The organism is Streptomyces sp. NPDC004126, assembly GCF_050275515.1.
In the GTDB taxonomy this organism is placed as follows: domain Bacteria; phylum Actinomycetota; class Actinomycetes; order Streptomycetales; family Streptomycetaceae; genus Streptomyces.
The window spans coordinates 1-22,682 of record NZ_JBNNPF010000006.1; the positions used below are offsets into that span (position 1 = coordinate 1).

Below are 22,682 nucleotides of genomic sequence, written 5' to 3' on the forward strand. Positions count from 1 at the left end.
TTCCGGGGCGGGACGGCCTGTCAAGGGTCGCCGAAGGCGATCGCGAAGCGACGCGACCGAAGGGAGCGCCCTTGACAGGCCGGCCCGAACCGGAAGGACGATGGGACTGACGGGAAACCCCCAAACCCTCCCTGCTCCCGTCCAAGGGGATCCCGCCCCCCACCCCCGGCCGGCCACCCGCCGCCACTCGGCCCCGGCCCGCCCGACCGCCAAGACCGGCGTGCGGAGACGGGGCGGATTCGCGTACGGTTGACGGTCGCCCATGCACGTCAGAAGGGGGCCTTGGTGGCCGCGCAGAATGCCGCTGTCGACAGCACGGCGGATTCCGTCCGCGATCGGGAGATCGCGGTCGAGCAGACGCATCTCGATCAGGTGTACCGACGCCTTGAGGAGAAGATCCACGAGGCCGAGTTCCTCATGAACGACGCCGCCCAGCGCGGCCAGGTCGGCACGCCCGGGGCGCTCGCCGAGCGGGACGCGCAGGTGTTCCGTGCCGGGATCCACCTCAACCGGCTCAACAACGAGTTCGAGGACTTCCTCTTCGGCCGGATCGACCTCGTCCTCGGCAAGGACGGGGAGCGCGGCCCCGACGGGGCCTACACCTCCGTCGAGCCCGCCGACGACGCGATCCGCGCCGACCTCACCGCCGACATCGCGGAGACCCTGCACATCGGCCGGATCGGCGTGCTCGACTCCGACTACTCGCCGCTCGTCATCGACTGGCGGGCCCCCGCGGCCGCGCCGTTCTACCGCTCGACCCCGAAGGACCCCGGCCGCGTCATCCGCCGCCGCGTGATCCGCTCCAAGGGCCGCAAGGTGCTCGGTGTCGAGGACGACCTGATGCGCCCGGAGGTCACGGCCGCCCTCGACGGCCGGGAGCTGCCCGCCATCGGCGACGGTGCGCTGATGGCCGCCCTCGGGCGGGCCCGTACGCACACCATGCGGGACATCGTCTCGTCCATCCAGGCCGAGCAGGACCTGGTCATCCGGGCCCCCGCCGCCTCCGTCGCGGAGGTGGCCGGCGGGCCGGGCACGGGGAAGACGGCCGTGGCCCTGCACCGTGCCGCGTACCTCCTCTACCAGGACCGCCGCCGCTACTCGGGCGGCATCCTGATCGTCTCGCCGACCCCCCTGCTCGTCGCCTACACCGAGGGCGTCCTGCCCTCGCTCGGCGAGGAGGGCCAGGTCGCGATCCGGGCGCTCGGGTCCCTCGTCGACGGCGCCGAGGCGACCACGTACGACGAGCCGCCCGTGGCCCGGATCAAGGGCTCGTCCCGCATGCTGAAGGTGCTCCGCAAGGCCGTCCGGGGGGCCCTGGAACTGGGCGACGCGCCGGAGCGGCTGCGCGTGGTGGCGTTCGGCCGGCGCGTCGAGCTGGAAGCGCCGGAGCTGAACCGGATCCGGCAGAACGTGCTCGGCGGCACCGCCCCCGTGAACCTGCTGCGCCCGCGCGCCCGCAAGCTGCTCCTGGACGCCCTGTACGCGAAGACGGGCGCGTCCGGCCGGCACAGCGACCCGGAGCTGGCGGCCGAGCTGCGCAGCGCGTTCGACGAGGACATCTCCACCGAGGACGACTTCCTCGGCTTCCTGAACGCCTGGTGGCCGGAGCTGACCCCGCGCCGGGTGCTGGCGGCGATGGCCGACGAGCGGCGGCTGGGCCGCTGGTCGCGGCGGGACCTGAACCCGCGCGAGACGCGGCAGCTGGCGCGTTCGCTGCGCCGGGTCGGCGCGGACGGCTCCGGCCCGCTGTCGGTGCACGACGTGGCCCTGCTGGACGAGCTGAACCAGCTCCTCGGCGCGCCGGCGCGCCCGAAGCGGAAGCGGGAGATGGACCCGCTGGACCAGCTCAGCGGGCTGGAGGAGCTGATGCCGACCCGCGAGGAGACCCAGTGGGAGCGGGCCGAGCGGATCGCGGCCGAGCGGACCGAGTACGCGCACGTGATCGTGGACGAGGCGCAGGACCTGACGCCGATGCAGTGGCGGATGGTGGGCCGGCGGGGCCGGACCGGCACCTGGACGGTGGTCGGGGACCCGGCGCAGTCCTCGTGGACGGACCCGGACGAGGCGGCGGCGGCGCGGGACGAGGCGCTCGGCTCCCGGCCGCGCAGGCGGTTCACGCTGACCGTGAACTACCGCAACCCGGCCGAGGTCGCCGAGGTGGCGGCCCGGGTGCTGGAGCTGGCTATGCCGGGCATGGAGCCGCCGACGGCGGTGCGCTCGACGGGCCTGGAGCCCCGCTTCACGGCGGCCGGGGAGGACCTGGGCGCGGCGGTGCGGGAGGAGACGCGGCGGCTGCTGGAGCAGGTGGACGGCACGGTGGGCGTGGTCGTGGCCATGGACCGGCGTGCGGAGGCCGCGGGCTGGCTGGCGGACCTGGGCGAGCGGGCGGTGGCGCTGGGCAGCCTGGAGGCGAAGGGCCTGGAGTACGACGCCACGGTGGTGGTCTCCCCGGCGGAGATCGCGGAGGAGTCCCCGGCGGGCCTGCGGGTGCTGTACGTGGCGCTGACGCGCGCGACGCAGCAGCTGACGGTGGTCTCGGCGGCGGGCGACAGGCCGGGCGCGGACGGCGTCCCGGAGCTGCTGCGCCCCTGACCCGCCGGGCCGGGGCCACCGCTCCGCCGGGGCCAGGGCCACCGCTCCGCCGGGCCGGGGCCACAGCTCCGCCGGAGCCGGGCCGGAGGTTCGCCGGAGCGGCTCACGGCGCGCCGTCCCCCTGACGGTGCGTGACGCCCTCGCGCCCCCCGCCCGACCAGCCGCGGGCCGTTCCCGGACGGCTCGCGGCCAGGCGCGTGATCCGGGGCGTCCAACTCGCGGGAGGGGGGATCGCTTCCGGCGATCCTTTGTTAGCCTGGGTACGACACCGGCTCGATCCAAGCCCCCGGGCCCAACCTTCGTCGCTTAGAGCGACCACTTGCCGCGAGGCGAGCATGGCGGGTCGGTGTCTTAGTCGGTAACACCAGGTCCGCGCCCTCCACCGAGTGGGGGGCGCGGACCTGTTTTGTATTAACCCACCATTCCGGGCGACCAGGTTCTCTCGTATGGTGGAAGAGTCTTTCCGAAATTTGTAGCTGGTTACCTTGTACCGGCTGGTAGGTGGGACGATCGGACAACAGGTCCTGCCGCACCTGCCCATCCCTGGACGGTGTGGGGCGGGATCCGTGTACAGCGAAACCAGGGACAGAAGAGGAAACACGGCCATGGCAACGGCGCCCAGCGTCTCGTATTCGATGACGGTCCGCCTGGAAGTGCCCGCGAGCGGAACCGCGGTCTCCCAGCTCACCACCGCCGTGGAGTCTTCCGGAGGGTCGGTCACCGGCCTCGACGTCACCGCCTCCGGGCACGAGAAGCTCCGTATCGACGTCACCATCGCCGCCACCTCCACCGCGCACGCCGACGAGATCGTCGAGAAGCTCCGCGGCATCGAGGGCGTCAGCCTCGGCAAGGTCTCCGACCGAACCTTCCTGATGCACCTCGGCGGCAAGATCGAGATGTCGTCCAAGCACCCCATCCGCAACCGCGACGACCTCTCGATGATCTACACCCCGGGCGTCGCCCGCGTGTGCATGGCCATCGCGGAGAACCCCGAGGACGCGCGCCGCCTCACCATCAAGCGCAACTCCGTCGCAGTCGTGACCGATGGCTCCGCCGTCCTGGGCCTCGGCAACATCGGCCCGATGGCCGCGCTGCCCGTCATGGAGGGCAAGGCCGCCCTCTTCAAGCGCTTCGCCGGCATCGACGCCTGGCCGATCTGCCTCGACACCCAGGACGCCGACGAGATCGTCGCCATCGTCAAGGCCATGGCCCCGGGCTTCGCCGGCATCAACCTGGAGGACATCTCCGCGCCGCGCTGCTTCGAGATCGAGGCCCGCCTGCGTGAGGCCCTCGACATCCCCGTCTTCCACGACGACCAGCACGGCACCGCCATCGTCGTCCTCGCCGCCCTCACCAACGCACTTCGCGTCGTGGGCAAGGCAGTTGAGGACGTCAAGGTCGTCATGTCGGGCGCCGGCGCCGCCGGTACGGCCATCCTGAAGCTGCTCCTCGCCGCGGGCGTCAAGAACGCCGTCAGCGCCGACATCCACGGTGTCGTGCACGCCGGCCGCCCCGACCTGGTCGACGCCGCGCCGGACTCCCCGCTGCGCTGGATCGCCGACAACACCAACCCCGAGGGCTACACCGGCACCCTCAAGGAGGCCGTGGTCGGCGCCGACGTCTTCATCGGCGTCTCGGCCCCGAACGTGCTCTCGGGTGAGGACGTCGCCGCCATGGCCGACGGCGCCATCGTGTTCGCGCTCGCGAACCCGGACCCGGAGGTCGACCCGGCCATCGCGCGCCAGACCGCCGCCGTCGTGGCCACCGGCCGCTCGGACTTCCCGAACCAGATCAACAACGTGCTGGTCTTCCCCGGCGTCTTCCGCGGCCTGCTCGACGCGCAGTCGCGCACCGTGAACACCGACATGATGCTGGCCGCCGCGACCGCCCTCGCCGACGTCGTCGGCCAGGACGAGCTGAACGCGAACTACATCATCCCGTCCGTCTTCAACGACAAGGTCGCCGGAGCCGTCGCGGGCGCCGTCCGCAAGGCCGCGCAGGCCGCCGCGGCCCCCGCTGTGACGGGGCCCACGGTCTGATACCGGCGCGTCGTGGGATGCGGGCCCGGCGGGGCGCCCATAGGGTTGCGGGGATGCCCGCGTGGCCCGCGGTCCGCATCCCCCGGAGCCATCCCCCGGAGCCACTGGTGCGGACGGAGCGTCACCGCGGCGTGACTGTGGCGCTTTTCGTGTGACCCTGGCGGGTGCCGGATTGGCTTTCCCGCCGCTGGTGGGGGCAGGATGCGTAACCGGGCGAGAGGGTCTGACGTTCAGACCCGGGTCCGGGCACTGTCCTAGGGCCCTGGCAGCATCGGCTTCGATCTCACGCCTCTAAGGCAAGTTGAACACGGGAGTACAACATGAACCGCAGTGAGCTGGTGGCCGCTCTGTCCGAGCGCGCCGAGGTGACCCGCAAGGACGCCGACGCCGTTCTGGCCGCGCTCGCCGAGACCGTCGGCGAGATCGTCGCCAAGGGCGACGAGAAGGTCACCATCCCCGGCTTCCTGACCTTCGAGCGCACCCACCGTGCCGCTCGCACCGCGCGCAACCCGCAGACCGGCGACCCCATCCAGATCCCGGCCGGCTACAGCGTGAAGGTCTCCGCGGGCTCCAAGCTCAAGGAAGCCGCCAAGGGCAAGTAGTACCGCCCTTGTGCCGAGGGCCGCACAGGCCCTCGGGACGGCAGTGGTACGTAGAACGGCCGAGGGCGGCCACCCCGCACGGGGTGGCCGCCCTCAGGCCTTTCCAGGGCCCCGCAGGGGGCCCGGCAGGGGCCCCGTGGGGCCCCTGCGGGGAGATGATCAGACCAGGTCGCCGTTGGGCAGCTCGACCTTGGCGCCGAGCTCCTGGAGCTTCTCCATGAAGTTCTCGTAGCCGCGGTTGATCAGGTCGATGCCGTGGACGCGCGAGGTGCCCTCGGCCGCCAGCGCCGCGATCAGGTACGAGAAGCCGCCGCGCAGGTCGGGGATGACCAGGTCGGCGCCCTGCAGCTTGGTCGGGCCGGAGACGACCGCCGAGTGCAGGAAGTTGCGCTGGCCGAAGCGGCAGGCGCTGCCGCCCAGGCACTCGCGGTACAGCTGGATGTGAGCACCCATCTGGTTCAGCGCCGAGGTGAAGCCCAGGCGGGACTCGTACACCGTTTCGTGCACGATCGACAGGCCCGTGGCCTGCGTCAGGGCGACGACCAGCGGCTGCTGCCAGTCGGTCTGGAAGCCGGGGTGCACGTCCGTCTCCAGCGCGATGGCCTTCAGCGGGCCGCCCGGGTGCCAGAAGCGGATGCCCTCGTCGTCGATCTCGAAGGCGCCGCCGACCTTCCGGTACGTGTTCAGGAAGGTCATCATCGAGCGCTGCTGGGCGCCGCGCACGTAGATGTTGCCGCCGGTCGCCAGGGCCGCGGAAGCCCAGGACGCGGCCTCCAGGCGGTCCGGGAGCGCCTTGTGGTTGTAGCCGCTCAGACGGTCGACACCGGTGATCCGGATGGTCCGGTCGGTGTCCACGGAGATGATCGCGCCCATCTTCTGCAGGACGCAGATGAGGTCTTCGATCTCCGGCTCGACGGCGGCGTTGCTGAGCTCGGTCACGCCCTCGGCCAGGACGGCCGTCAGCAGGACCTGCTCGGTCGAGCCGACCGACGGGTAGGGCAGGCGGATCTTGCAGCCGCGGAGGCGCTGCGGGGCCTCCAGGTACTGGCCGCCCTCGCGCTTCTCGATGGTCGCGCCGAACTGGCGGAGCACGTCGAAGTGGAAGTCGATCGGACGGCCGCCGATGTCGCAGCCGCCCAGGCCCGGGATGAAGGCGTGGCCGAGGCGGTGCAGCAGCGGGCCGCAGAAGAGGATCGGGATGCGGGAGGAGCCCGCGTGCGCGTCGATGTCGGCGACGTTCGCACTCTCGACGTAGGTCGGGTCGAGGATCAGCTCGCCCGGCTCTTCGCCGGGGCGCACGGTCACGCCGTGCAGCTGGAGCAGACCGCGCACGACCCGCACGTCACGGATGTCGGGAACATTGCGCAGCCGGCTCGGCTCGCTGCCGAGCAGGGCGGCCACCATGGCCTTCGGCACGAGGTTCTTCGCACCGCGGACACGGATCTCGCCCTCGAGCGGGGTTCCGCCGTGGACAAGCAGGACATCGTTGCCGGTCATGGATCTCGCGTTCCGGAGTGGATGGGCAGGGGACCAGACGTAAGGGTAAGGGCCACCACCCCCATGTTTGTATGGGTGACGGGGCCGTAGGACTGTCATGAATACGGCACAACACGGTCGGTGTCCGCCAGGTAGCGGAGTGTCGTGTTCCGGCGCGCGGGGCGGCGCGCGCTCCTCTCTGCCGCCGTGCGCCCTGAGCTGCGCTTGATCCGATACCGCCGCCCGCTCCCCCCGAGGGGCGATTGTGCGAGATCATGTGCCCATGACCGAGGTGTCCTCCCTCACAGGGCGGCTGCTCGTGGCCACCCCCGCCCTCGCGGACCCGAACTTCGACCGCGCGGTGGTGCTGCTGCTCGACCACGACGAGCAGGGCTCGCTCGGCGTGGTCCTCAACCGGCCCACCCCCGTGGACGTCCGCGACATCCTGCTCCCCTGGGCCCCGCTGGCCGGCGATCCGGGGGTGGTGTTCCAGGGCGGCCCCGTCGCGCTGGACTCCGCCCTGGGGGTCGCCGTGATACCCGGCGAGGAGGGGCCCCTCGGCTGGCGCCGGGTGCACGGGGCGATCGGCCTCGTCGACCTGGAGGCCCCGCCCGAACTCCTCGCCACCGCCCTCGGCGCCCTGCGCATCTTCGCCGGCTACTCCGGATGGGGCCCCGGCCAGCTGGAGGACGAGCTCGGCGACGGCGCCTGGTACGTCGTCGACTCCGAACCCGGCGACGTCTCCTACCCCGACCCCGAACGGCTGTGGCGGGCCGTGCTGCGCCGCCAGCGCAGCGAGCTCGCGATGGTCGCCACCTATCTGGACGACCCGTCGCTGAACTGAGCCCGGCGGGGTTCAGTACCCTGGATTTATGAGCACTCTTGAGCCCGAGCGCGGGACTGGTACGGGGACCCTCGTAGAGCCGACGCCGCAGGTGTCCCACGGCGACGGCGACCACGAGCGCTTCGCCCATTACGTCCAGAAGGACAAGATCATGGCGAGCGCGCTCGACGGCACCCCCGTCGTCGCGCTCTGCGGGAAGGTCTGGGTCCCGGGCCGCGACCCGAAGAAGTACCCCGTCTGCCCCATGTGCAAGGAGATCTACGAGTCCATGGGCGCCGGCGGCGACAAGGACAAGGGCGGCAAGGACAAGTAGCGAAGTCCTGACTTCCGCCGCCGAAGGCCCCCGATGCGCGCGAGCGCGTCCGGGGGCCTTCGCCGTGTGCGCCGGGCGGGTTAGGGTCGGCGCGACGAGCTTCGCCCCGCGGGGACGGGTGCCGGGCGGGACGCCGCGGGCCGGCTGCCGCCGCCTCCGGGCGGGCGACCGGCCGGCCGACGCGGAGGACTGACGCATGGACCTGATCCCGCTCCCCGAACACCTCGTTCCCGATCCGGAGGGACGCCGCCACACCTTCGGGCCCGAGCCCCTGCTCGACGCCGGGCCCCGCACCGGGGGCGTCGCGCGCTGGCTGCGCCGGGAGGTGGGCGCCGCCACCGGATGGGCCCTGCCCGCGCCGGCCGCCGGCGCGCGGGGCGACGTAAGGCTGCGGATCGAGCCGGGGGCAGCGGACGGGGGAGCCGGCGGGGAACCCGGCGGGCTGGGGCCCGAGGCGTACCGGCTCGACATCGGTCCCGACGGCGTCGAGCTGACCGGCGGGGACGCCGCCGGGCTGTTCTGGGGCGCCCAGACGCTGCGTCAGCTGCTCGGCCCCGACGCGTACCGGCGGGCCCCGCTGCGGCCCGGGCGGACCTGGAGCCTGCCGTACGCGGCCGTCGCGGACAGCCCCCGCTTCGGATGGCGCGGCATGATGCTCGACACCGCCCGGCACTTCACGCCCAAGGACGGGGTGCTGCGCCACATCGACCTGCTCGCCGCCCACAAGCTGAACGTGCTCCACCTGCACCTGACGGACGACCAGGGCTGGCGGATCGAGATCAGGCGCCACCCCCGGCTCACCGAGGTGGGCGCCTGGCGGGCCCGCAGCCGCTGGGGCCACCGCGCCTCCCCGCTGTGGAACGAGACCCCGCACGGCGGCTTCTACACCCAGGACGACATCCGCGAGATCGTCGCGTACGCGGCCGAGCGGCACGTACGGGTCGTCCCAGAGATCGACGTGCCCGGGCACTCGCAGGCCGCCATCGCCGCCTACCCGTGGCTGGGCAACGCGGACGCCGTGGACACCGCCGCGCTCGGCGTGTGGGACGACTGGGGCATCAGCAAGAACGTCCTCGCCCCGACCGAGGAGGTACTGCGCTTCTACGAAGGGGTCTTCGAGGAGGTGCTGGAGCTCTTCCCGGCCGAGGTCTCGCCGTTCGTCCACGTCGGCGGCGACGAGTGCCCCAAGGAGCAGTGGCGGGCCTCGCCCGCCGCGCAGGCGCGCATCCGCGAACTGGGCGTGGACGGGGAGGACGGGCTGCAGTCCTGGTTCATCCGGCACTTCGACGGCTGGCTCGCCGCCCGGGGCCGCCGGCTCATCGGCTGGGACGAGATCCTGGAGGGCGGACTCGCCGACGGCGCCGCCGTCTCCTCCTGGCGCGGCTACGCGGGTGGCGTCGCCGCCGCCGAGGCCGGGCACGACGTGGTGATGTGCCCCGAGCAGCAGGTGTACCTGGACCACCGTCAGGCGGGCGGCGCCGACGAGCCGATGCCCATCGGGTACGTGCGCACCCTGGAGGACGTCTACCGCTTCGAGCCGGTGCCGCCGAAGCTGTCGCCGGAGGCCGCCGCGCACGTGCTGGGCGCCCAGGCCAACGTGTGGACCGAGGTGATGGAGAACCAGTCCCGCGTGGACTACCAGGTGTTCCCCCGGCTGGCCGCCTTCGCCGAGACGGTGTGGTCGCGGCTGCCGGAACCGGAATCCCGTGACTGGCCCGGCTTCGAAGCGCGTACGGCCGCCCACCTGGCGCGCCTGGACGCCCTCGGGGTCGACTACCGGCCACTGGCCGGACCGTTGCCGTGGCAGCGGCGTCCCGGGGTCGTGGGACGCCCGCTCGAAGGCGCGCCCCCGATCGTGTGACCCGGGGGCACGGGGGGCGCTCCGGCGCCGCCCGTCCGGAAGCGGAACTCTTCGGGAACCTTTGGAACTCTCGCTCAAATGAGGCCGATCCGGGGAAAAACGGACGTTCGGGCGAGGGGTGTCCGGACCGTGCCGCGGGCGGCGCCGCCCCGCCCGCACGCCCCGTCCGCAGGCCCCGCCCCGGCCGCGCGCGCCCGGCGCCCGAGCAAGGACCGGCACCCCGTACCCGGGCGACCCTCGCGCCGGGCGGTCCCGAAGATGTGCCAGAGTTGCCACGTCCCGGCGGTGAGCACGTACCGTACGGCGGACAGGCGTGAGCGCCGGGACCGGGACATCGGGAAGGGGCAGCCGGGTTGACCACGCACGCACCGCACACACCGCATTCGGCTCAGGGGCCGCACGCACCGCACTCGGCTCTGGAGCCGCAGGCGGAGCGGGCGCAGTCCGTGACGCTGCCGGCCTCGCTCGACGAGGCCGTCGCGGCACTCGCCGCCATGCCCGCGGCCGTGCCCGTGGCGGGCGGCACCGACCTCATGGCCGCCGTCAACGCCGGGCTGCTGCGCCCCGCCGCCCTGGTCGGCCTCGGCCGGATCAACGAGATCCGCGGCTGGCAGTACCAGGACGGGCACGCGCTGCTCGGCGCCGGACTGACGCACGCCCGGATGGGACGGCCGGATTTCGCCGCTCTGATCCCGGCGCTGGCCGCGGCCGCCCGGGCCGCCGGCCCGCCGCAGATCCGCAACGCCGGCACCCTCGGCGGCAACATCGCCTCGGCCGCGCCGACCGGTGACGCCCTGCCGGTGCTGGCCGCGCTGGAGGCGGAGCTGGTGATCGTCGGCCCCGGCAGCCTCGGCGACACCGGGTGCTCGCAGCGCGAGATCCCCGTCTCCCACCTGCTGGCCGGCCGCGACATGCTGCGGCCGGGCGAACTGATCGGCTTCGTGCGGGTGCCGCTGCTGCACGCCCCGCAGGTGTTCCTGAAGGCCACCGGACGCACCGGCCCGGGCCGCGCGGTGGCGTCCGTGGGGCTCGTGCTGGACCCGGCGCGCCGCGGTGTGCGGTGCGCGATCGGCGCGGTGGCCCCGATGCCGCTGCGGCCGCTGGAGGCCGAGCAGTGGGTGGCCTCGCTGATCGACTGGGACGGGGACCGCAGCCTGGCCCCCGAGGCACTGGAGGCGTTCGGCGAGTACGTCGCGGCCGCCTGCGTGCCCGACCAGGGGGAGCAGGTGTCCTCGGCGGTACTCCACCTGCGGCGGACGGTGGCCGTGCTGGCGCGCAGGGCCCTGGGGAGGGCGCTGACCTCATGAGCGAGAACGAGAACGTGAGCGGAACGACGGGGAACGCGGGCAACGCGGGTCAGGCTGCCGGGGCCGGCAACGGCTGGGGCTGGGAGCCGGTCCCGCAGGGCGGCGAGTACGACAACGAGGCCACGGCCTTCGTGCAGCTGCCGCAGGAGATGCTGGACGCGCTCGACAGAGGGGAGCCGCTGGCGGCGCCCGGGCACGGCTTCGTGCCGCCGCCGATGATCGTGCCGCTGGGGTCGGGCAGTGCTGACCCCTCCGCCACCGGGACCTGGACGATGCCGGTGCAGTGGCCGGACGCGGGCTCGGGGGCGGTTCCCGGGGCGGGCGCCGGCCCGTCCGCCGGTGCCGCCGCGCAGGCGCCCGCCCGCGCGCCGATCCCGGCGTCCATCCCGCTCCCGGCGTCGGTGGCGGCCGCGTTCGCGGCGGCGCCCGCGGGGGAGGCCGAGGCCGAGCCGCAGGGTGGTGTGCCGCACGCGGAGCCGTCCGCCGGCGGGCCGCACGGCACGCTGGGCGGGGGGCTGCACTTCGACCCGACGGGTGGCGTGCCGCTGCACGGGGAGCCGCAGGGTGTGTCGCACGCCGCCCTGCACGTCGACCCGCAGGGCCACCCGCATGCCGTCCCGCACGGCGGTGTGCCGCACGCGGAGTCCGCCGCCGGCGGGCCGCACGGGACGCTGGGCGGCGGGCTGCACACGGGCCCGCACACCGACCCCTACGCCGAACCCCACGCGGGCCCGGATCCCGGCGCGACCGCCGAGTGGCAGTTCCCCGAGGCGGTACACCACCCGGCGGAGCCGACGGCCACCGGGCAGTGGACGCTGCCCGGCGGCGCCGGCGACCCCGCCCTGGACGACGGCTGGGGCCGGCCCGCCGGCGGGACCCCCGCCCCCTGGGAGCAGCCCGCGGCGCCCGAGGCGGCTCCCGGGGTGCTGCTGAGCTCCGGCGTGCTCCCGGGCAGTGCCACCGGTGCGCCCGCGGCCGCCCAGTCGGCCGGACGCGGTCCGAGGGTGCTGGGCGGCCCCGGCGTGGGCACCCCGCTGCCCGAGGCCTACCTCCAGGCCGGGCCGGAGCCCGAGGCCGTGCCCGCGGCCGCCCCGGACATCGAGGCCTCCCACGGCCCGGCCGAGATGCCGGTCGAGGGCGAGCGGCCGCGTCCGGCGGAGGCCGACGGCGGTGCCGGGGGCGCCGAGACCGGCGGACCCGGCTTCGCGGAGCCCCCGGCGGCGGCTCCGGCCGAAGCGGAGGCCGCGCCCGTGCCGGGCGACGGCGGTGCCGACAGCGGTGCGACGCCTCCGGCCGAGGGCGACACCGGGAGTTTCCCGGTCCAGGAGACCGCGTACGAGGAAGAGCGGATCCCCGCCGTCGCCCAGCACGAGCATCCGTCGGCGTCGTACGTCCTGCGGGTCAACGGCGCCGACCGGCCCGTCACCGGGGCGTGGATCGGCGAGTCCCTGCTGTACGTGCTGCGCGAGCGCCTCGGCCTGGCCGGCGCCAAGGACGGCTGCTCGCAGGGCGAGTGCGGAGCCTGCGCGGTCCAGGTCGACGGGCGGCTCGTCGCCTCCTGCCTGGTCCCGGCGGCGACGGCGGCCGGCAGCGAGGTGCGCACCGTCGAGGGCCTCGCGAGCGGCGGGGAACTCTCGGACGTGCAGCAGGCGTTGTGCAGGTCGGGCGGGGTGCAGTGCGGGTTCTGCGTGCCCGGCATGGCCATGACCATCCATGACCTGCTGGAGGGCAACCACGCCCCCAGCGACCTGGAGACCCGCCAGGCGCTGTGCGGCAACCTCTGCCGCTGCTCGGGCTACAAGGGCGTCATCGAGGCGGTCCGCGAGGTCGTCGCCGAGCGCGAGACCGCGGCGGCCGAGGCCGAGGCGCTCATCCCGCACCAGGCGCAGCCCGGCGAGGGCGGGATCCACCCGGCCCACCCGGCGGCACACGGCACGGACGGCTTCGACCCCTTCGGCTCGAACCCGGGATCCGGAGTGTTCGACGGCGGCCAGACGGCTTTCGACGGCGGCCAGACGGGCTTCGACGGCGGCCAGACGGCTTTCGACGGCCAGGCGGGCTTCGACGGCGGCCAGGCGGCCTTCGACGGCCAGGCGGGCCAGCACGGCACCGACGGCCGGGGCACCCCGATGGGCCACCTCGGACCCGACGGACTCGGCGGGCCGCACGGACTCCCCGGCCCTGACGGATTCGGCGGACTCCCCGGCCCTGACGGACTCGGCGGCCTGCACGGGAACGGATTCGGCGGGGACCAGCACAACGGAGGCATGGCGTGAGCGGGCAGGACGCGGCCACGGCGACGGCCGGCACCACCACGACCACCACCATGGCGACGGTCAGCCTCGGCGCCGACGGCGACACCGAACAGCCGCGCCCCCTGCGCGGCATCGGCGTCTCCGTCCCCTCCGCGGACTCCCGAGCCAAGGCCGAGGGCACCTTCCCCTACGCCGCCGACCTGTGGGCCGAGGGCCTGCTGTGGGCCGCCGTGCTGCGCTCCCCGCACGCCCACGCCCGCATCCGCTCCATCGACACCTCGGCCGCCGCCGAGATGCCCGGCGTGCGCGCCGTCATCACCCACGCCGACGTCCCCGGCGCGGCCACCCACGGCCGGCGCATCGCCGACCGGCCGGTCTTCGCCCACGACGTCGTACGCCACCACGGCGAGCCCATCGCCGCCGTCGCCGCCGACCACCCCGACACGGCACGCCTCGCCGCCGCCGCGATCATCGTCGAGTACGAGCTCCTCGACGCCGTCACCGACCCCGAGCAGTCCTTCGGCGCGGCCCCGCTGCACCCGGACGGCAACCTGATCCGGCACATCCCGCTGCGCTACGGCGACCCGGAGGCCACCGGCGAGGTCGTCGTCGAGGGCCTCTACCGCATCGGCCGCCAGGACCCCGCGCCCATCGGCGCCGAGGCCGGCCTCGCCGTGCCCCGGCCCGACGGCGGCGTGGAGATCTACACCGCCTCCACCGACCCGCACACCGACCGCGACCTCGCCGCCGCCTGCTTCGGCCTGGAGCCGGACCGCGTCCGCGTCGTCGTCACCGGCGTGCCCGGCGCAACCGCCGACCGCGAGGACGCCGCCTTCCAGCTCCCGCTCGGCCTGCTGGCCCTGCGCACCGGCTGCCCGGTGAAGCTGGCCGCCACCCGCGAGGAGTCCTTCCTCGGCCACGCCCACCGCCACCCGACCCTGCTGCGCTACCGCCACCACGCGGACGCCGAGGGCCGGCTGGTCAAGGTCGAGGCCCAGATCCTGATGGACGCCGGCGCCTACGCCGACGCCTCCGCCGAGTCCCTCGCGGCGGCCGTGGCCTTCGCCTGCGGCCCGTACGTCGTCCCGCACGCCTTCGTCGAGGGCTGGGCGGTCCGTACGAACAACCCGCCCTCCGGCCACGTCCGCGGCGAGGGCGCCATGCAGGTCTGCGCCGCGTACGAGGGCCAGATGGACAAGCTCGCCGCCGCCCTCGGCATCGACGGCGCGGAGCTGCGCCTGCGCAACGTCCTGGCCACCGGTGACCTGCTCCCCACCGGCCAGACCGTCACCTGCCCGGCCCCCGTCGCCGAACTCCTGCGCTCCGTCCGCGACTTCCCCCTCCCCTCCCTCCCCAAGGACACCCCCGAGGAGGAGTGGCTGCTGCCCGGCGGCCCCGAGGGCGCGGGCGAACCCAGCGCGGTGCGGCGCGGCGTCGGCTACGGCGTGGGCATGGTCCACATGCTCGGCGCCGAGGGCGCCGACGAGGTGTCCACCGCCACGGTGAAGGTGGTCGGCGGCGCCGCCACCGTCATCTGCGCGGCCGTGGACACCGGGCAGGGCTTCGCCACCCTCGCCCGCCAGATCGTCCAGGAGGTCCTCGGCATCGACGAGGTGACCTGCGCCCCCGTCGACACCGACCAGCCGCCGGCGGGTCCCTCCGCCCACGGCCGCCACACCTGGGTGTCGGGCGGGGCGGTGGAGCGGGCCGCGAAGATGGTCCGTACGCAGCTCCTCCAGCCCATGGCCCACAAGCTCGGCATGTCCACCGAGCTCCTCCAGATCCAGGACGGCCGGATCACGTCGTACGACGGGGCCTTCTCGATGACGGTCGCGGAGGCCATAGAGGGCAAGGAGCTCTGGGCGACGGCCCAGTGCCGCCCCCACCCCACGGAGCCGCTGGACTCGGACGGCCAGGGCGACGCCTTCGTCGGCCTCGCCTTCTGCGCGATCCGCGCGGTCGTCGACGTGGACATCGAGCTCGGCTCGGTCCGGGTCGTGGAACTGGCCGTCGCCCAGGACGTCGGCCGCGTCCTCAACCCCCGCCAGCTGGAGGCCCGGATCGAAGCGGGTGTCACCCAGGGCGTCGGCGCGGCCCTGACGGAGAACCTCCGCTCGGTCGCCGGCCTGGTCCGCCACCCCGACCTGACGGGCTACGCCCTGCCGACGTCCCTGGACGCCCCGGCGGTGCGGATCGTCCGGCTGGTGGAGGAGCGGGACGTGGTGGCCCCGTTCGGCGCGAAGGCGGCGAGCGCGGTCCCGGTGGTGACCACCCCGGCGGCGGTGGCCTCGGCGGTCCGCGCGGCGACGGGCCGGCCGGTGAACAGGATCCCGATCCGGCCATCGGCGGCGGTCGCGGCGCCGGTGCCGGCGGTGCCCAACTCCTAGCCGCTTGGGGCCTGTCGGCGCCGCTCGTTAGAGTGGCGTGAGCGGGTGCGAACGGGGACGGGGAGCGGGGGAGGCATCGTGGCGGTGGACAACGCGGGTCCGGGGCTGCTGGGGGTGAACGTCGCCGGCGGCGTCGCGGCCGGTCTGATGGCCCAGGCGAAGGCCCTGGAGGTCGAGTACGACTCGCTGACCGACTACAAGAACCGGGTCGACGCACTGCTGAAGACCCTCGACGGCTCGGAGGCGGACGCCGGCAAACTGGCCCACGGCACCCTGCCGGCAGGCACCCTGGGCACGGGCTTCGCCGAGGCGGACGCCCTGTTCAAGGCGTACACGACGGTCCACGGCGAACTGCAGAAGCTGTCGGCGGGCCTGGCGGGCCAGATCGAGGCACTGGGCATCGCCATCCTGACGGCGGGCAAGGGCTACGGCAACGTCGACGCGGAGACGCAGGCCCGCATGCGGGCGCTGATCAAGCAGTCGAAGGAAGCCTACGTCCCGGACCGCGACCCCCTGGTCCAGCAGGAACGCGAAGCCCAGAAGCACGCCCCGGCCTCGACTCCAGCCCCGAACCCGAGCACGTCGAAGGGCACGATCTGATGGCGACGACGAACTTCGAGGGCTACTCGCACGAGCAGCTGCTGGCGATGATCGCGTCCGTCAACCCGGAGACGGTCAAGGCGCGGGCGACGCAGCTGGCGGACGCGGCGAAGGCTCTGAACGAGATCGGCGACAGCCTCAAGCGACACCAGGTCAAGGGCTGGGAGGGCGAGGCAGCACACGCCTTCCAGGACTGGGTGAGCCGCACGGGCAGCGCCACGCTGACGCTGGGCAAGTTCAGTTCAGCGGCCGGCATGTGGATGGAAAGCGCCGCCCAGACGATGGTGGAGGTCAAGGCCAACACCCCGAAGTACGACGCGGCGGCGGCCGAGAGCCTGGAAGCGGCCCGCAAGTACCACAACGACCCGGACGCACAGAAGCTCGGCCAGACCGCCCACTCGAAGCTGACCGGCGACCACCAGCAGGCGGTGCAGCAGCTGACGAAGCTGGCGCAGTCGTACGAGGCGTCGACGACGCAGATGAACTGGGCGCAACCGCCCACGTTCCCGCCGCCGCCGGGGAGTATTGAGCCGAACGAGCCGTATAACGGGATTAGCGACTTCGGACGTGGCGGTGGCGCTTCTGCAGGTTCCGGCACAGGCGGTTCCGCTTATGTTTCGACAGCTCCGGGCTCTTCGGCGCCTGAACCCAGCTGGCCAGCGGCGCGTCAGCCTTCGCCTGACAAGGCGCTTCCTTCGATGACAGGCCCGACACCAGGGTTGCCGCCAGTCGTTCCGGACCGCAACGTGGACGTGAGCCTTGACCATGTCGCAACACTCCCGGACAAGGCTGTGCCGCCGAGCCCTGGACTGCCTGTCGGTCCCGGATCGAATGGACCGGGTTGGAGCCCTCCGGTTGGGCCGATCCCGCCTCTAACGCTTCCGCCGACCGGTGGGTTGCCAGCCACGCGGCCTCCTGTTGGCATCGGAGGAAAGGTTGGCGGCATCCCGGTTCAGCCACCACGTGACAGCGGGATCGTGGGTGGCAGGCCGATTTCCACTGGTGGCCCCAGCGCGGGTATTCCGCGCGGGACGGTCATCGGTGTGGAAGGTCCACATGCGGGTGTCCCCCGGGGGATGCCCGGCATGATGGGTGGCGGCTTCGGGAGCCCACATGGCAATCCAGGGGGTCCGGCGGCTGGCCGACGACTGACCATGGAGCATGGTGGTGTTGTCGGTGGCCGGCAGGCCGCAGCTGGTGGCCAGCCCTTCACCCAGGGTGGTTCGGGTTTGGTGCGGGGGTCGGCTGTGGGGCCAGTGGGCCATGGAGCCGTCACCTCCCAATCTCCGGGCAGGAGGCGCGGAGACCAGGGGGGCGAGCGCCCCGACTATCTGGCCGAGGACGAAGAGACCTGGCAGGCCAACCGTCGTGTTGTCCCGCCGGTCATCGACTGAGTGAAACGGACTTTGCACAGGATGCGCATGCGGGAGGCAACCTCGGCCCTGGTGGGTTTGCTGCTGTTGTGGGTCACCGCGACTCCCGCTCATGCGGAGACTGTGCGGTCCAAGCAGTGGCACCTAGATGCAATGAAGGCTGAGGACCTCTGGAGGATCAGCACAGGCAAGGGGATCACTGTTGCGGTGATTGACACAGGCATTGCTCGGATCCCCGAACTGGAGGGTCGGGTCGTCCCAGGCAGGGACTTTGCGTCAGAGGCTGTTCAAGGCGACGAGCGAGTCGACTACAGGAATCACGGCACCTCTATGGCAGCGATTATCGCAGGGAGCGGAAAGGGCCCGGACGGGGTGGAGAGCGCGTTTGGGCTGGCACCGGACGCGAAGATCCAATCTCTCCGCGTTGACCTGGATGGCAACGGCATCTCCACGAATACGTCGCTGGCTGACGCCATCCGCTATGCAGCGGATTCCGATGCCAAAATCCTGAACGTGTCCTTGGGGTGGAGCGATAGTGATGGCCTGAGAAGCGCTGTGACCTACGCCCTCAGCAAGGGGAAGTTGATCTTCGCTGCCTCGGGGAACGACGGTGACAGCCACATCAATTATCCGGCGGGTATTCCTGGCGTGGTGGGTGTCGCGGCTGTTGATCGCGATGGTGCTGCAGCCAAGGAGTCAACGCACAACGCTTCCGTAGATATGTCTGCGCCAGGCGTCGACATCATCAGCGGATGCAGCGGCAATACCGGCCTCTGCACCAGCCACGGCACAAGCGACGCCACCGCCCTAACCTCGGCCTCCGCGGCCCTTCTCTGGTCCGCTCACCCCACCTGGACCAACAACCAGATCCTCCGCGTCCTCCTCAACACCGCCGGCAAGCCCGTCGACGGCGTCGAGCGCAACGACTACATCGGCTACGGCGTCGTCCGGCCCCGCATCGCCCTCCCCACCCCCGGCGACCCCGGCCCGGCGGACGTGTACCCGTTGCCCGATCTCGCCGCAGCGGCAACGGCAACGCCGGCCCCTCCCGTTCCCTCGACCGGGGGAAAGATCACCCCGAGCGCCCCGCCCCGGGCCGGCTCTGCGGTAGACAAGGGCGACGGCAGCGGGGGCCTGCCCTGGATCGCCCTCGGGCTGGGGGCCTGTGTCCTCATCGGCGGGGCCGTCGCCGCCGTCGTCGTACGGCGGGCGAGGTCCTGACGCGGACACGGAGTACGGAGTGGGGAGCACACGGGATGTCCTTCGACGAGGAGTGGTCCGCGGCGCGCGCCACCGCCGCGGCCAACATCTCGGCCCGCCTCAACCAGGCCACCACCGGCGGCACCGCCGACCTCGCCCTTAACCAGGACCACATCGGCGCCATCGGCAGCGAGGCGTACAAGCTGCACTCCCGCCTCCAGGCCGACGGCCGGCACGCCGCAACCGCCTCCGCCGAGGCCGCCGGTGCGCTGTCGCGCGAGGGCTTCGGCAGCGGGGCCGCGCTCGCCAGGGCGAACACCCGCTGGGAATCCCAGGTCAAGACCCTCGTCGCCGCCTGCGCGCAGATCTCCAACGGGCTGAACTACTCGCTCTCCTCCCACCGCAGGGACGAGCAGCGCCTCTACGCGGAGTTCACCACCTCCAAGCTCGACGCCTACCTCAAGTAGTGGGGGAGCAGTCAGCGCCGTGGTGACGTACGAGAACGTGCTGAACGCCCCGATCGACAAGCTCGCCACCGCCGTCCGCGACTGGCAGGCCATGGCCGCCAAGCTGGAGGAGCTGGCCGAGGCCGCCCGCAACGGCATGAAAGCCAAGGCCGACAAGGCCGAATGGAGCGGGGTCACCGCAGGCGTGGCGCGGCCGTTCGTCGGCAGGACGGCCAAGCAGTTCGAGGACGCCGCCAAAGAGGCCAAGGGCGTCCACCAGGCCCTCGCCCAGGGCCACGACACCTTCAAGTCCTCCCGCGACCGGCTGAGGAAGATCGCCGAGGAGGAGGCGCCCGCAGCGGGCTTCCGGGTGGACGGGAAGGGGAAGGTCGAGGCGTTACCCCTGGCCACCGACGCCGACCGGAACGCGGCCCGCCACGACCCCGACTACCAGGAGTCCCTCCGCGTCAACCGCCCCCGCTGGCAGGCGAAGGTGGACGCGGCCGTCGACGCCTGTGACGACGTGGACCGCTCCCTCGCCCGGCTCCTCGGCGCCAACGTCGCCGACGACCACGACTTCACCGCCCCCAGGTACGCCGGCCTCACCGCCGAGCAGGCGGGCCGTGCGACCGACCTCGCCCGCAAGGGCCGCGACCTCTCGCACGCCGAGCTGGGCGAGCTGAACGAGTTGCTGGCCGACAATGCCACGAAGCCGGAGTTCGCGACCGGCTTCTACGGGAACCTCGGCCCCAAGGGCGCGCTCCAGTTCTTCGGGCAGATGTCGACCGACACCCACCCCTACGGCAGGCTCGACGAGCAGCGCCTCGCGGACGTCCGGGAGCTCCAGAAGAACCTCGGCCTCAACCTGGCCACCGCCACCCGCTCCACGACCGAGCCGCACCTGCCCGACGGCTACGCCCAGGAGCTGCGCAGGCTCGGCACCCAGCAGATCCCCCTGGGGCGGTACGAGCAGAACCCGCCGTTCGGGTACCAGCTGCTCGGCGGGATCATGCGCTACGGGAACTACGACCCCAAGTTCCTGCTCCCGATCGCCGAACACGCGACGCAGATCCACGCCAAGGACCCGGACTTCTTCAACCGGGGCCGCCAGCTGGGCGGCGGCACCGGCCGGAACCTGCTGAACCCCTCCGGGCTCAACGGCGCGGGCTACGACCCGGTGGTCAGCTTCCTGGAGGCCCTGGGGCACAGCCCGGAGGCGTCGGCGCAGTTCTTCGACCCCGACCGCGGGCCCCACGCCTACAACCTCGACGGCACGGTGAAGTCCGGGGCCCCCGACCTGGGCAGGGACGCGACGGGCAAGCGCGTCGAGAGCTACCTCGACTTCTTCGCCGACAAGGGGTACCGCTCCACCATCGACACGGAGGGCACCCGCCCGGACGACCTGATGAAGGCCCGCGCGTACGTGCCCGACGCCCTCGGCCACGCCCTGGAGGCGGCCACCCTCGGCCACGCATGGGACGACCCCGCGCCCGGACTGAACCGGACCGAGGCCGGAGCGCGGGTCATGAAGGACGTCGTGCTGGCGTACGGAGGCGACGCCGGGCTGCTCAAGCGCCAGGAGGTCCTCGAGGACAGCCTGGGCCGCATGACCGCCGGATACATCGACGACGTCAACCAGGCGCTGGACGGCAACGAGGGCAGGAGCGTCTTCGCCCCGGGGGCCGACGGCGGGCAGGCGCACGTGAAGTTGGGGCGCAACCAGGCCCGTGACCTGCTTGCCGCGCTGGGGCAGCACCCTGACTCCTATGCCACGGTGTCCGCTGCCGAACGTGTTCATGCCGCGAGCGTTCTGGAGAGCCGGGCGGTGCACGACGGCGCGATCGACGAGGGCCGGGCCCGGACGGTGGTCCGTGTCGGGGCCGAGGTCCAGGGCATCCTCGACGAGTCCCGTGCCGAGCAGGTCCGGGCAGTCGGCGAGAAGGAGCACGCGGCGTACGAGAAGGCGCACGAGCGGAGCTCGCACTGGGTGGAGTTCGGTACCACCGCCGCGATCGCCGCCGGTGTCGCCTTCCTGCCGGCCACGGCCGCCGCGGCCGGTGCGGCGGCGGTCGTCGTCCCGCTGGCCGTGGACACCGGCAGCGGCGCCGTGGAGCAGGCCGCCTCGAGCGTCATCGGGGAGTGGTCCGAGGAGACCAAGGAGAAGCACAAGGACGAGGTCGACGGCCAGACGCACGCCTCCAACAAGGCGATGTTCCAGGCGGGTGAGCACAGCGCCGAGGCACCCATGAGGCAGTTCGTGGAGCGCCACGGCATCGATCCCAACGGCGGCTTCGGCAACGACCTCGTCGAGTCGGTGCGGGTCGGCTACATGTCCGGGAACTCCCTCGCGCAGCAGCAGGGCCACGAAGCGCAGATGGAGGAAGCCACATGAGCCTGGGGCGCATGGACGCACCTCTGGCCTTCCTGGCCGTCGGGCTGGTCGTGTGCGCCATGGAGTTCGCGGGGTCGCCCGGGAGCGAGCGCGAGACGGCGGCGCAGGTACGGGAGCCGCCGAGGCTCTCCACCGGTCAGGTCTGTGCCGGGCTCTTCCCGGGCGAGGGCGGGAAGGCGCTGGAGCGGGTGCTGCAGTCGACGACGTTCGAGCCCCGGGACGGGGAGGGGAACCCGGATGTTCGCGAGGTCGCCAGGGTGATGGAGGACGCGTACAGGTCCGGCCGGGAGATCCGCTGGATGCCCCAGGCGGAGTGTGAGGTCCGGGGGGTGGCGCAGGGCGGGCGCATTCCCTCGTTGAGGGTGCGCTTCACCGCCGACAGCAAGCTCGACGAGTTCCGGGAGGAGAGGGAACCCGGTGTGTCGGTGTCCACCGGGTTGAGGAAGCGGGTCTACCTCTCCTACGAGTGCGTCAGCCCCCGTGCGGGGTCCACGCGGGACGCTCCCCTCGAAATCGCGGTCTTCTTCCACGAGCGGCGGGACGAGAGCGAGGGTGCAGCCGTTCTCCGGCCGGATCACCTGGCCCTCACCCACTCCGCCGCCCTCGCCGTGGCCAAGGAGCTCCGGTGCGCGGACGACGGCGGGCTCCCGGCCCGCGCCGAGCAGCTGCCGGCTGCCGGGCAGGCCCAGGAGGGGAGCGCGCCGAAGGCCGTCCGGGGCTCTCTGCCTCGGACGGCCTTCGGTTCTCGGAAGCCGTGACCGGAATCGAACCGGCGTAACCCGCTTTGCAGGCGAGTCCCTCAACCACTCGGGCACACGGCTGGGTGTGTGGTGACGAGTACGAACGTACGGGGGGCCGTGCCGGCGGGGAAGGGTGGCGCGGGGGCTGCAATGTGACTGCCATGCCGCGTTCACACGGGCTCGCGGACCTAGGTCGTGCGGCCGAGGCGGGATCGGTCGAAATGACAGGGGCGAAAGTGGCCCGTGAAACTTACT

At 72.9% G+C, this 22,682-nt stretch carries 16 protein-coding genes and 1 tRNA gene; 15 read left to right on the forward strand and 2 right to left on the reverse strand.

The genetic code is table 11. The annotated features are described in order from the left end of the window. Positions 1-285: 285 nt before the first annotated feature. From ACQKM2_RS07685 to ACQKM2_RS07695, 3 genes are all read left to right on the forward strand, one after another. Positions 286-2,592, forward strand: coding sequence for a HelD family protein (locus ACQKM2_RS07685; RefSeq protein WP_427707398.1), 2,307 nt, complete (start codon positions 286-288; stop codon positions 2,590-2,592). A gap of 605 nt (positions 2,593-3,197) precedes the next feature. Beyond that, positions 3,198-4,631, forward strand: a complete 1,434-nt coding sequence (locus ACQKM2_RS07690; protein ID WP_427707401.1) for an NAD-dependent malic enzyme — start codon at positions 3,198-3,200, stop codon at positions 4,629-4,631. A 320-nt stretch (positions 4,632-4,951) separates the two neighbouring features. Then, complete coding sequence (locus ACQKM2_RS07695; protein ID WP_007264399.1) at positions 4,952-5,233, forward strand: HU family DNA-binding protein; 282 nt, start codon at positions 4,952-4,954, stop codon at positions 5,231-5,233. 159 nt (positions 5,234-5,392) lie between these two features. Here ACQKM2_RS07695 and murA read toward each other — a convergent pair whose 3' ends face one another. After that, positions 5,393-6,730, reverse strand: a complete 1,338-nt coding sequence (murA, locus tag ACQKM2_RS07700; RefSeq protein WP_007264398.1) for a UDP-N-acetylglucosamine 1-carboxyvinyltransferase — start codon at positions 6,728-6,730, stop codon at positions 5,393-5,395. A gap of 262 nt (positions 6,731-6,992) precedes the next feature. Here murA and ACQKM2_RS07705 point away from each other — a divergent pair, with 262 nt between their 5' ends. The 12 genes from ACQKM2_RS07705 (at position 6,993) to ACQKM2_RS07760 (ending at position 22,445) form a co-directional block, all read left to right on the forward strand. Beyond that, on the forward strand, positions 6,993-7,553 hold the full coding sequence (locus tag ACQKM2_RS07705; RefSeq protein ID WP_125816781.1) for a YqgE/AlgH family protein: 561 nt from the start codon (positions 6,993-6,995) through the stop codon (positions 7,551-7,553). A 28-nt stretch (positions 7,554-7,581) separates the two neighbouring features. Then, positions 7,582-7,866 (forward strand): DUF3039 domain-containing protein, encoded by a 285-nt coding sequence (locus ACQKM2_RS07710; RefSeq protein WP_007264396.1) that lies wholly within the window; start codon positions 7,582-7,584, stop codon positions 7,864-7,866. 196 nt (positions 7,867-8,062) lie between these two features. After that, the gene (locus ACQKM2_RS07715; protein ID WP_427707406.1) at positions 8,063-9,727 is read left to right on the forward strand and encodes a beta-N-acetylhexosaminidase; all 1,665 of its coding nucleotides are present in this window, start codon (positions 8,063-8,065) and stop codon (positions 9,725-9,727) included. Positions 9,728-10,143: 416 nt separating this feature from the next. After that, on the forward strand, positions 10,144-11,034 hold the full coding sequence (locus tag ACQKM2_RS07720) for an FAD binding domain-containing protein (protein ID WP_427707753.1): 891 nt from the start codon (positions 10,144-10,146) through the stop codon (positions 11,032-11,034). Continuing rightward, on the forward strand, positions 11,031-13,310 hold the full coding sequence (locus ACQKM2_RS07725) for a 2Fe-2S iron-sulfur cluster-binding protein (RefSeq protein WP_427707408.1): 2,280 nt from the start codon (positions 11,031-11,033) through the stop codon (positions 13,308-13,310). Before ACQKM2_RS07720 ends, ACQKM2_RS07725 begins: the two co-directional genes overlap by 4 nt. Before the next feature lie 50 nt (positions 13,311-13,360). Continuing rightward, the gene (locus ACQKM2_RS07730) at positions 13,361-15,676 is read left to right on the forward strand and encodes a xanthine dehydrogenase family protein molybdopterin-binding subunit (RefSeq protein ID WP_427707755.1); all 2,316 of its coding nucleotides are present in this window, start codon (positions 13,361-13,363) and stop codon (positions 15,674-15,676) included. Between the two features lie 78 nt (positions 15,677-15,754). Continuing rightward, positions 15,755-16,276: a DUF2563 family protein gene (locus tag ACQKM2_RS07735; RefSeq protein ID WP_427707411.1), complete on the forward strand. Its 522-nt coding sequence runs from the start codon at positions 15,755-15,757 to the stop codon at positions 16,274-16,276. Then, complete coding sequence (locus tag ACQKM2_RS07740) at positions 16,276-17,670, forward strand: WXG100 family type VII secretion target (protein WP_427707413.1); 1,395 nt, start codon at positions 16,276-16,278, stop codon at positions 17,668-17,670. The genes ACQKM2_RS07735 and ACQKM2_RS07740 overlap by 1 nt, the downstream gene beginning before the upstream one ends. A gap of 132 nt (positions 17,671-17,802) precedes the next feature. Continuing rightward, complete coding sequence (gene mycP / locus ACQKM2_RS07745; protein WP_427707416.1) at positions 17,803-18,870, forward strand: type VII secretion-associated serine protease mycosin; 1,068 nt, start codon at positions 17,803-17,805, stop codon at positions 18,868-18,870. 35 nt (positions 18,871-18,905) lie between these two features. Next, positions 18,906-19,316 (forward strand): hypothetical protein, encoded by a 411-nt coding sequence (locus ACQKM2_RS07750; RefSeq protein ID WP_427707418.1) that lies wholly within the window; start codon positions 18,906-18,908, stop codon positions 19,314-19,316. Positions 19,317-19,335: 19 nt separating this feature from the next. Then, positions 19,336-21,687 (forward strand): hypothetical protein, encoded by a 2,352-nt coding sequence (locus ACQKM2_RS07755; protein ID WP_427707420.1) that lies wholly within the window; start codon positions 19,336-19,338, stop codon positions 21,685-21,687. Positions 21,688-21,698: 11 nt separating this feature from the next. Next, entirely contained in the window at positions 21,699-22,445 is a 747-nt protein-coding gene (locus tag ACQKM2_RS07760; RefSeq protein ID WP_427707421.1) for a hypothetical protein, read from the forward strand. Here the strand turns inward: ACQKM2_RS07760 and ACQKM2_RS07765 are convergent. Beyond that, a tRNA-Cys gene (locus ACQKM2_RS07765) sits at positions 22,437-22,508 on the reverse strand. The two genes, ACQKM2_RS07760 and ACQKM2_RS07765, sit on opposite strands and share 9 nt — an antisense overlap. Positions 22,509-22,682 lie beyond the last annotated feature (174 nt).

Coding starts and splice junctions, on each gene's coding strand:
- ACQKM2_RS07690 (WP_427707401.1), top strand. CDS start 3,198: ATGGCAACGGCGCCCAGCGTCTCGTATTCGATGACGGTCCGCCTGGAA.
- ACQKM2_RS07695 (WP_007264399.1), top strand. CDS start 4,952: ATGAACCGCAGTGAGCTGGTGGCCGCTCTGTCCGAGCGCGCCGAGGTG.
- murA (WP_007264398.1), bottom strand. CDS start 6,730: ATGACCGGCAACGATGTCCTGCTTGTCCACGGCGGAACCCCGCTCGAG.
- ACQKM2_RS07705 (WP_125816781.1), top strand. CDS start 6,993: ATGACCGAGGTGTCCTCCCTCACAGGGCGGCTGCTCGTGGCCACCCCC.
- ACQKM2_RS07710 (WP_007264396.1), top strand. CDS start 7,582: ATGAGCACTCTTGAGCCCGAGCGCGGGACTGGTACGGGGACCCTCGTA.
- ACQKM2_RS07715 (WP_427707406.1), top strand. CDS start 8,063: ATGGACCTGATCCCGCTCCCCGAACACCTCGTTCCCGATCCGGAGGGA.
- ACQKM2_RS07725 (WP_427707408.1), top strand. CDS start 11,031: ATGAGCGAGAACGAGAACGTGAGCGGAACGACGGGGAACGCGGGCAAC.
- ACQKM2_RS07730 (WP_427707755.1), top strand. CDS start 13,361: ATGGCGACGGTCAGCCTCGGCGCCGACGGCGACACCGAACAGCCGCGC.
- ACQKM2_RS07740 (WP_427707413.1), top strand. CDS start 16,276: ATGGCGACGACGAACTTCGAGGGCTACTCGCACGAGCAGCTGCTGGCG.
- mycP (WP_427707416.1), top strand. CDS start 17,803: ATGAAGGCTGAGGACCTCTGGAGGATCAGCACAGGCAAGGGGATCACT.
- ACQKM2_RS07750 (WP_427707418.1), top strand. CDS start 18,906: ATGTCCTTCGACGAGGAGTGGTCCGCGGCGCGCGCCACCGCCGCGGCC.
- ACQKM2_RS07760 (WP_427707421.1), top strand. CDS start 21,699: ATGGACGCACCTCTGGCCTTCCTGGCCGTCGGGCTGGTCGTGTGCGCC.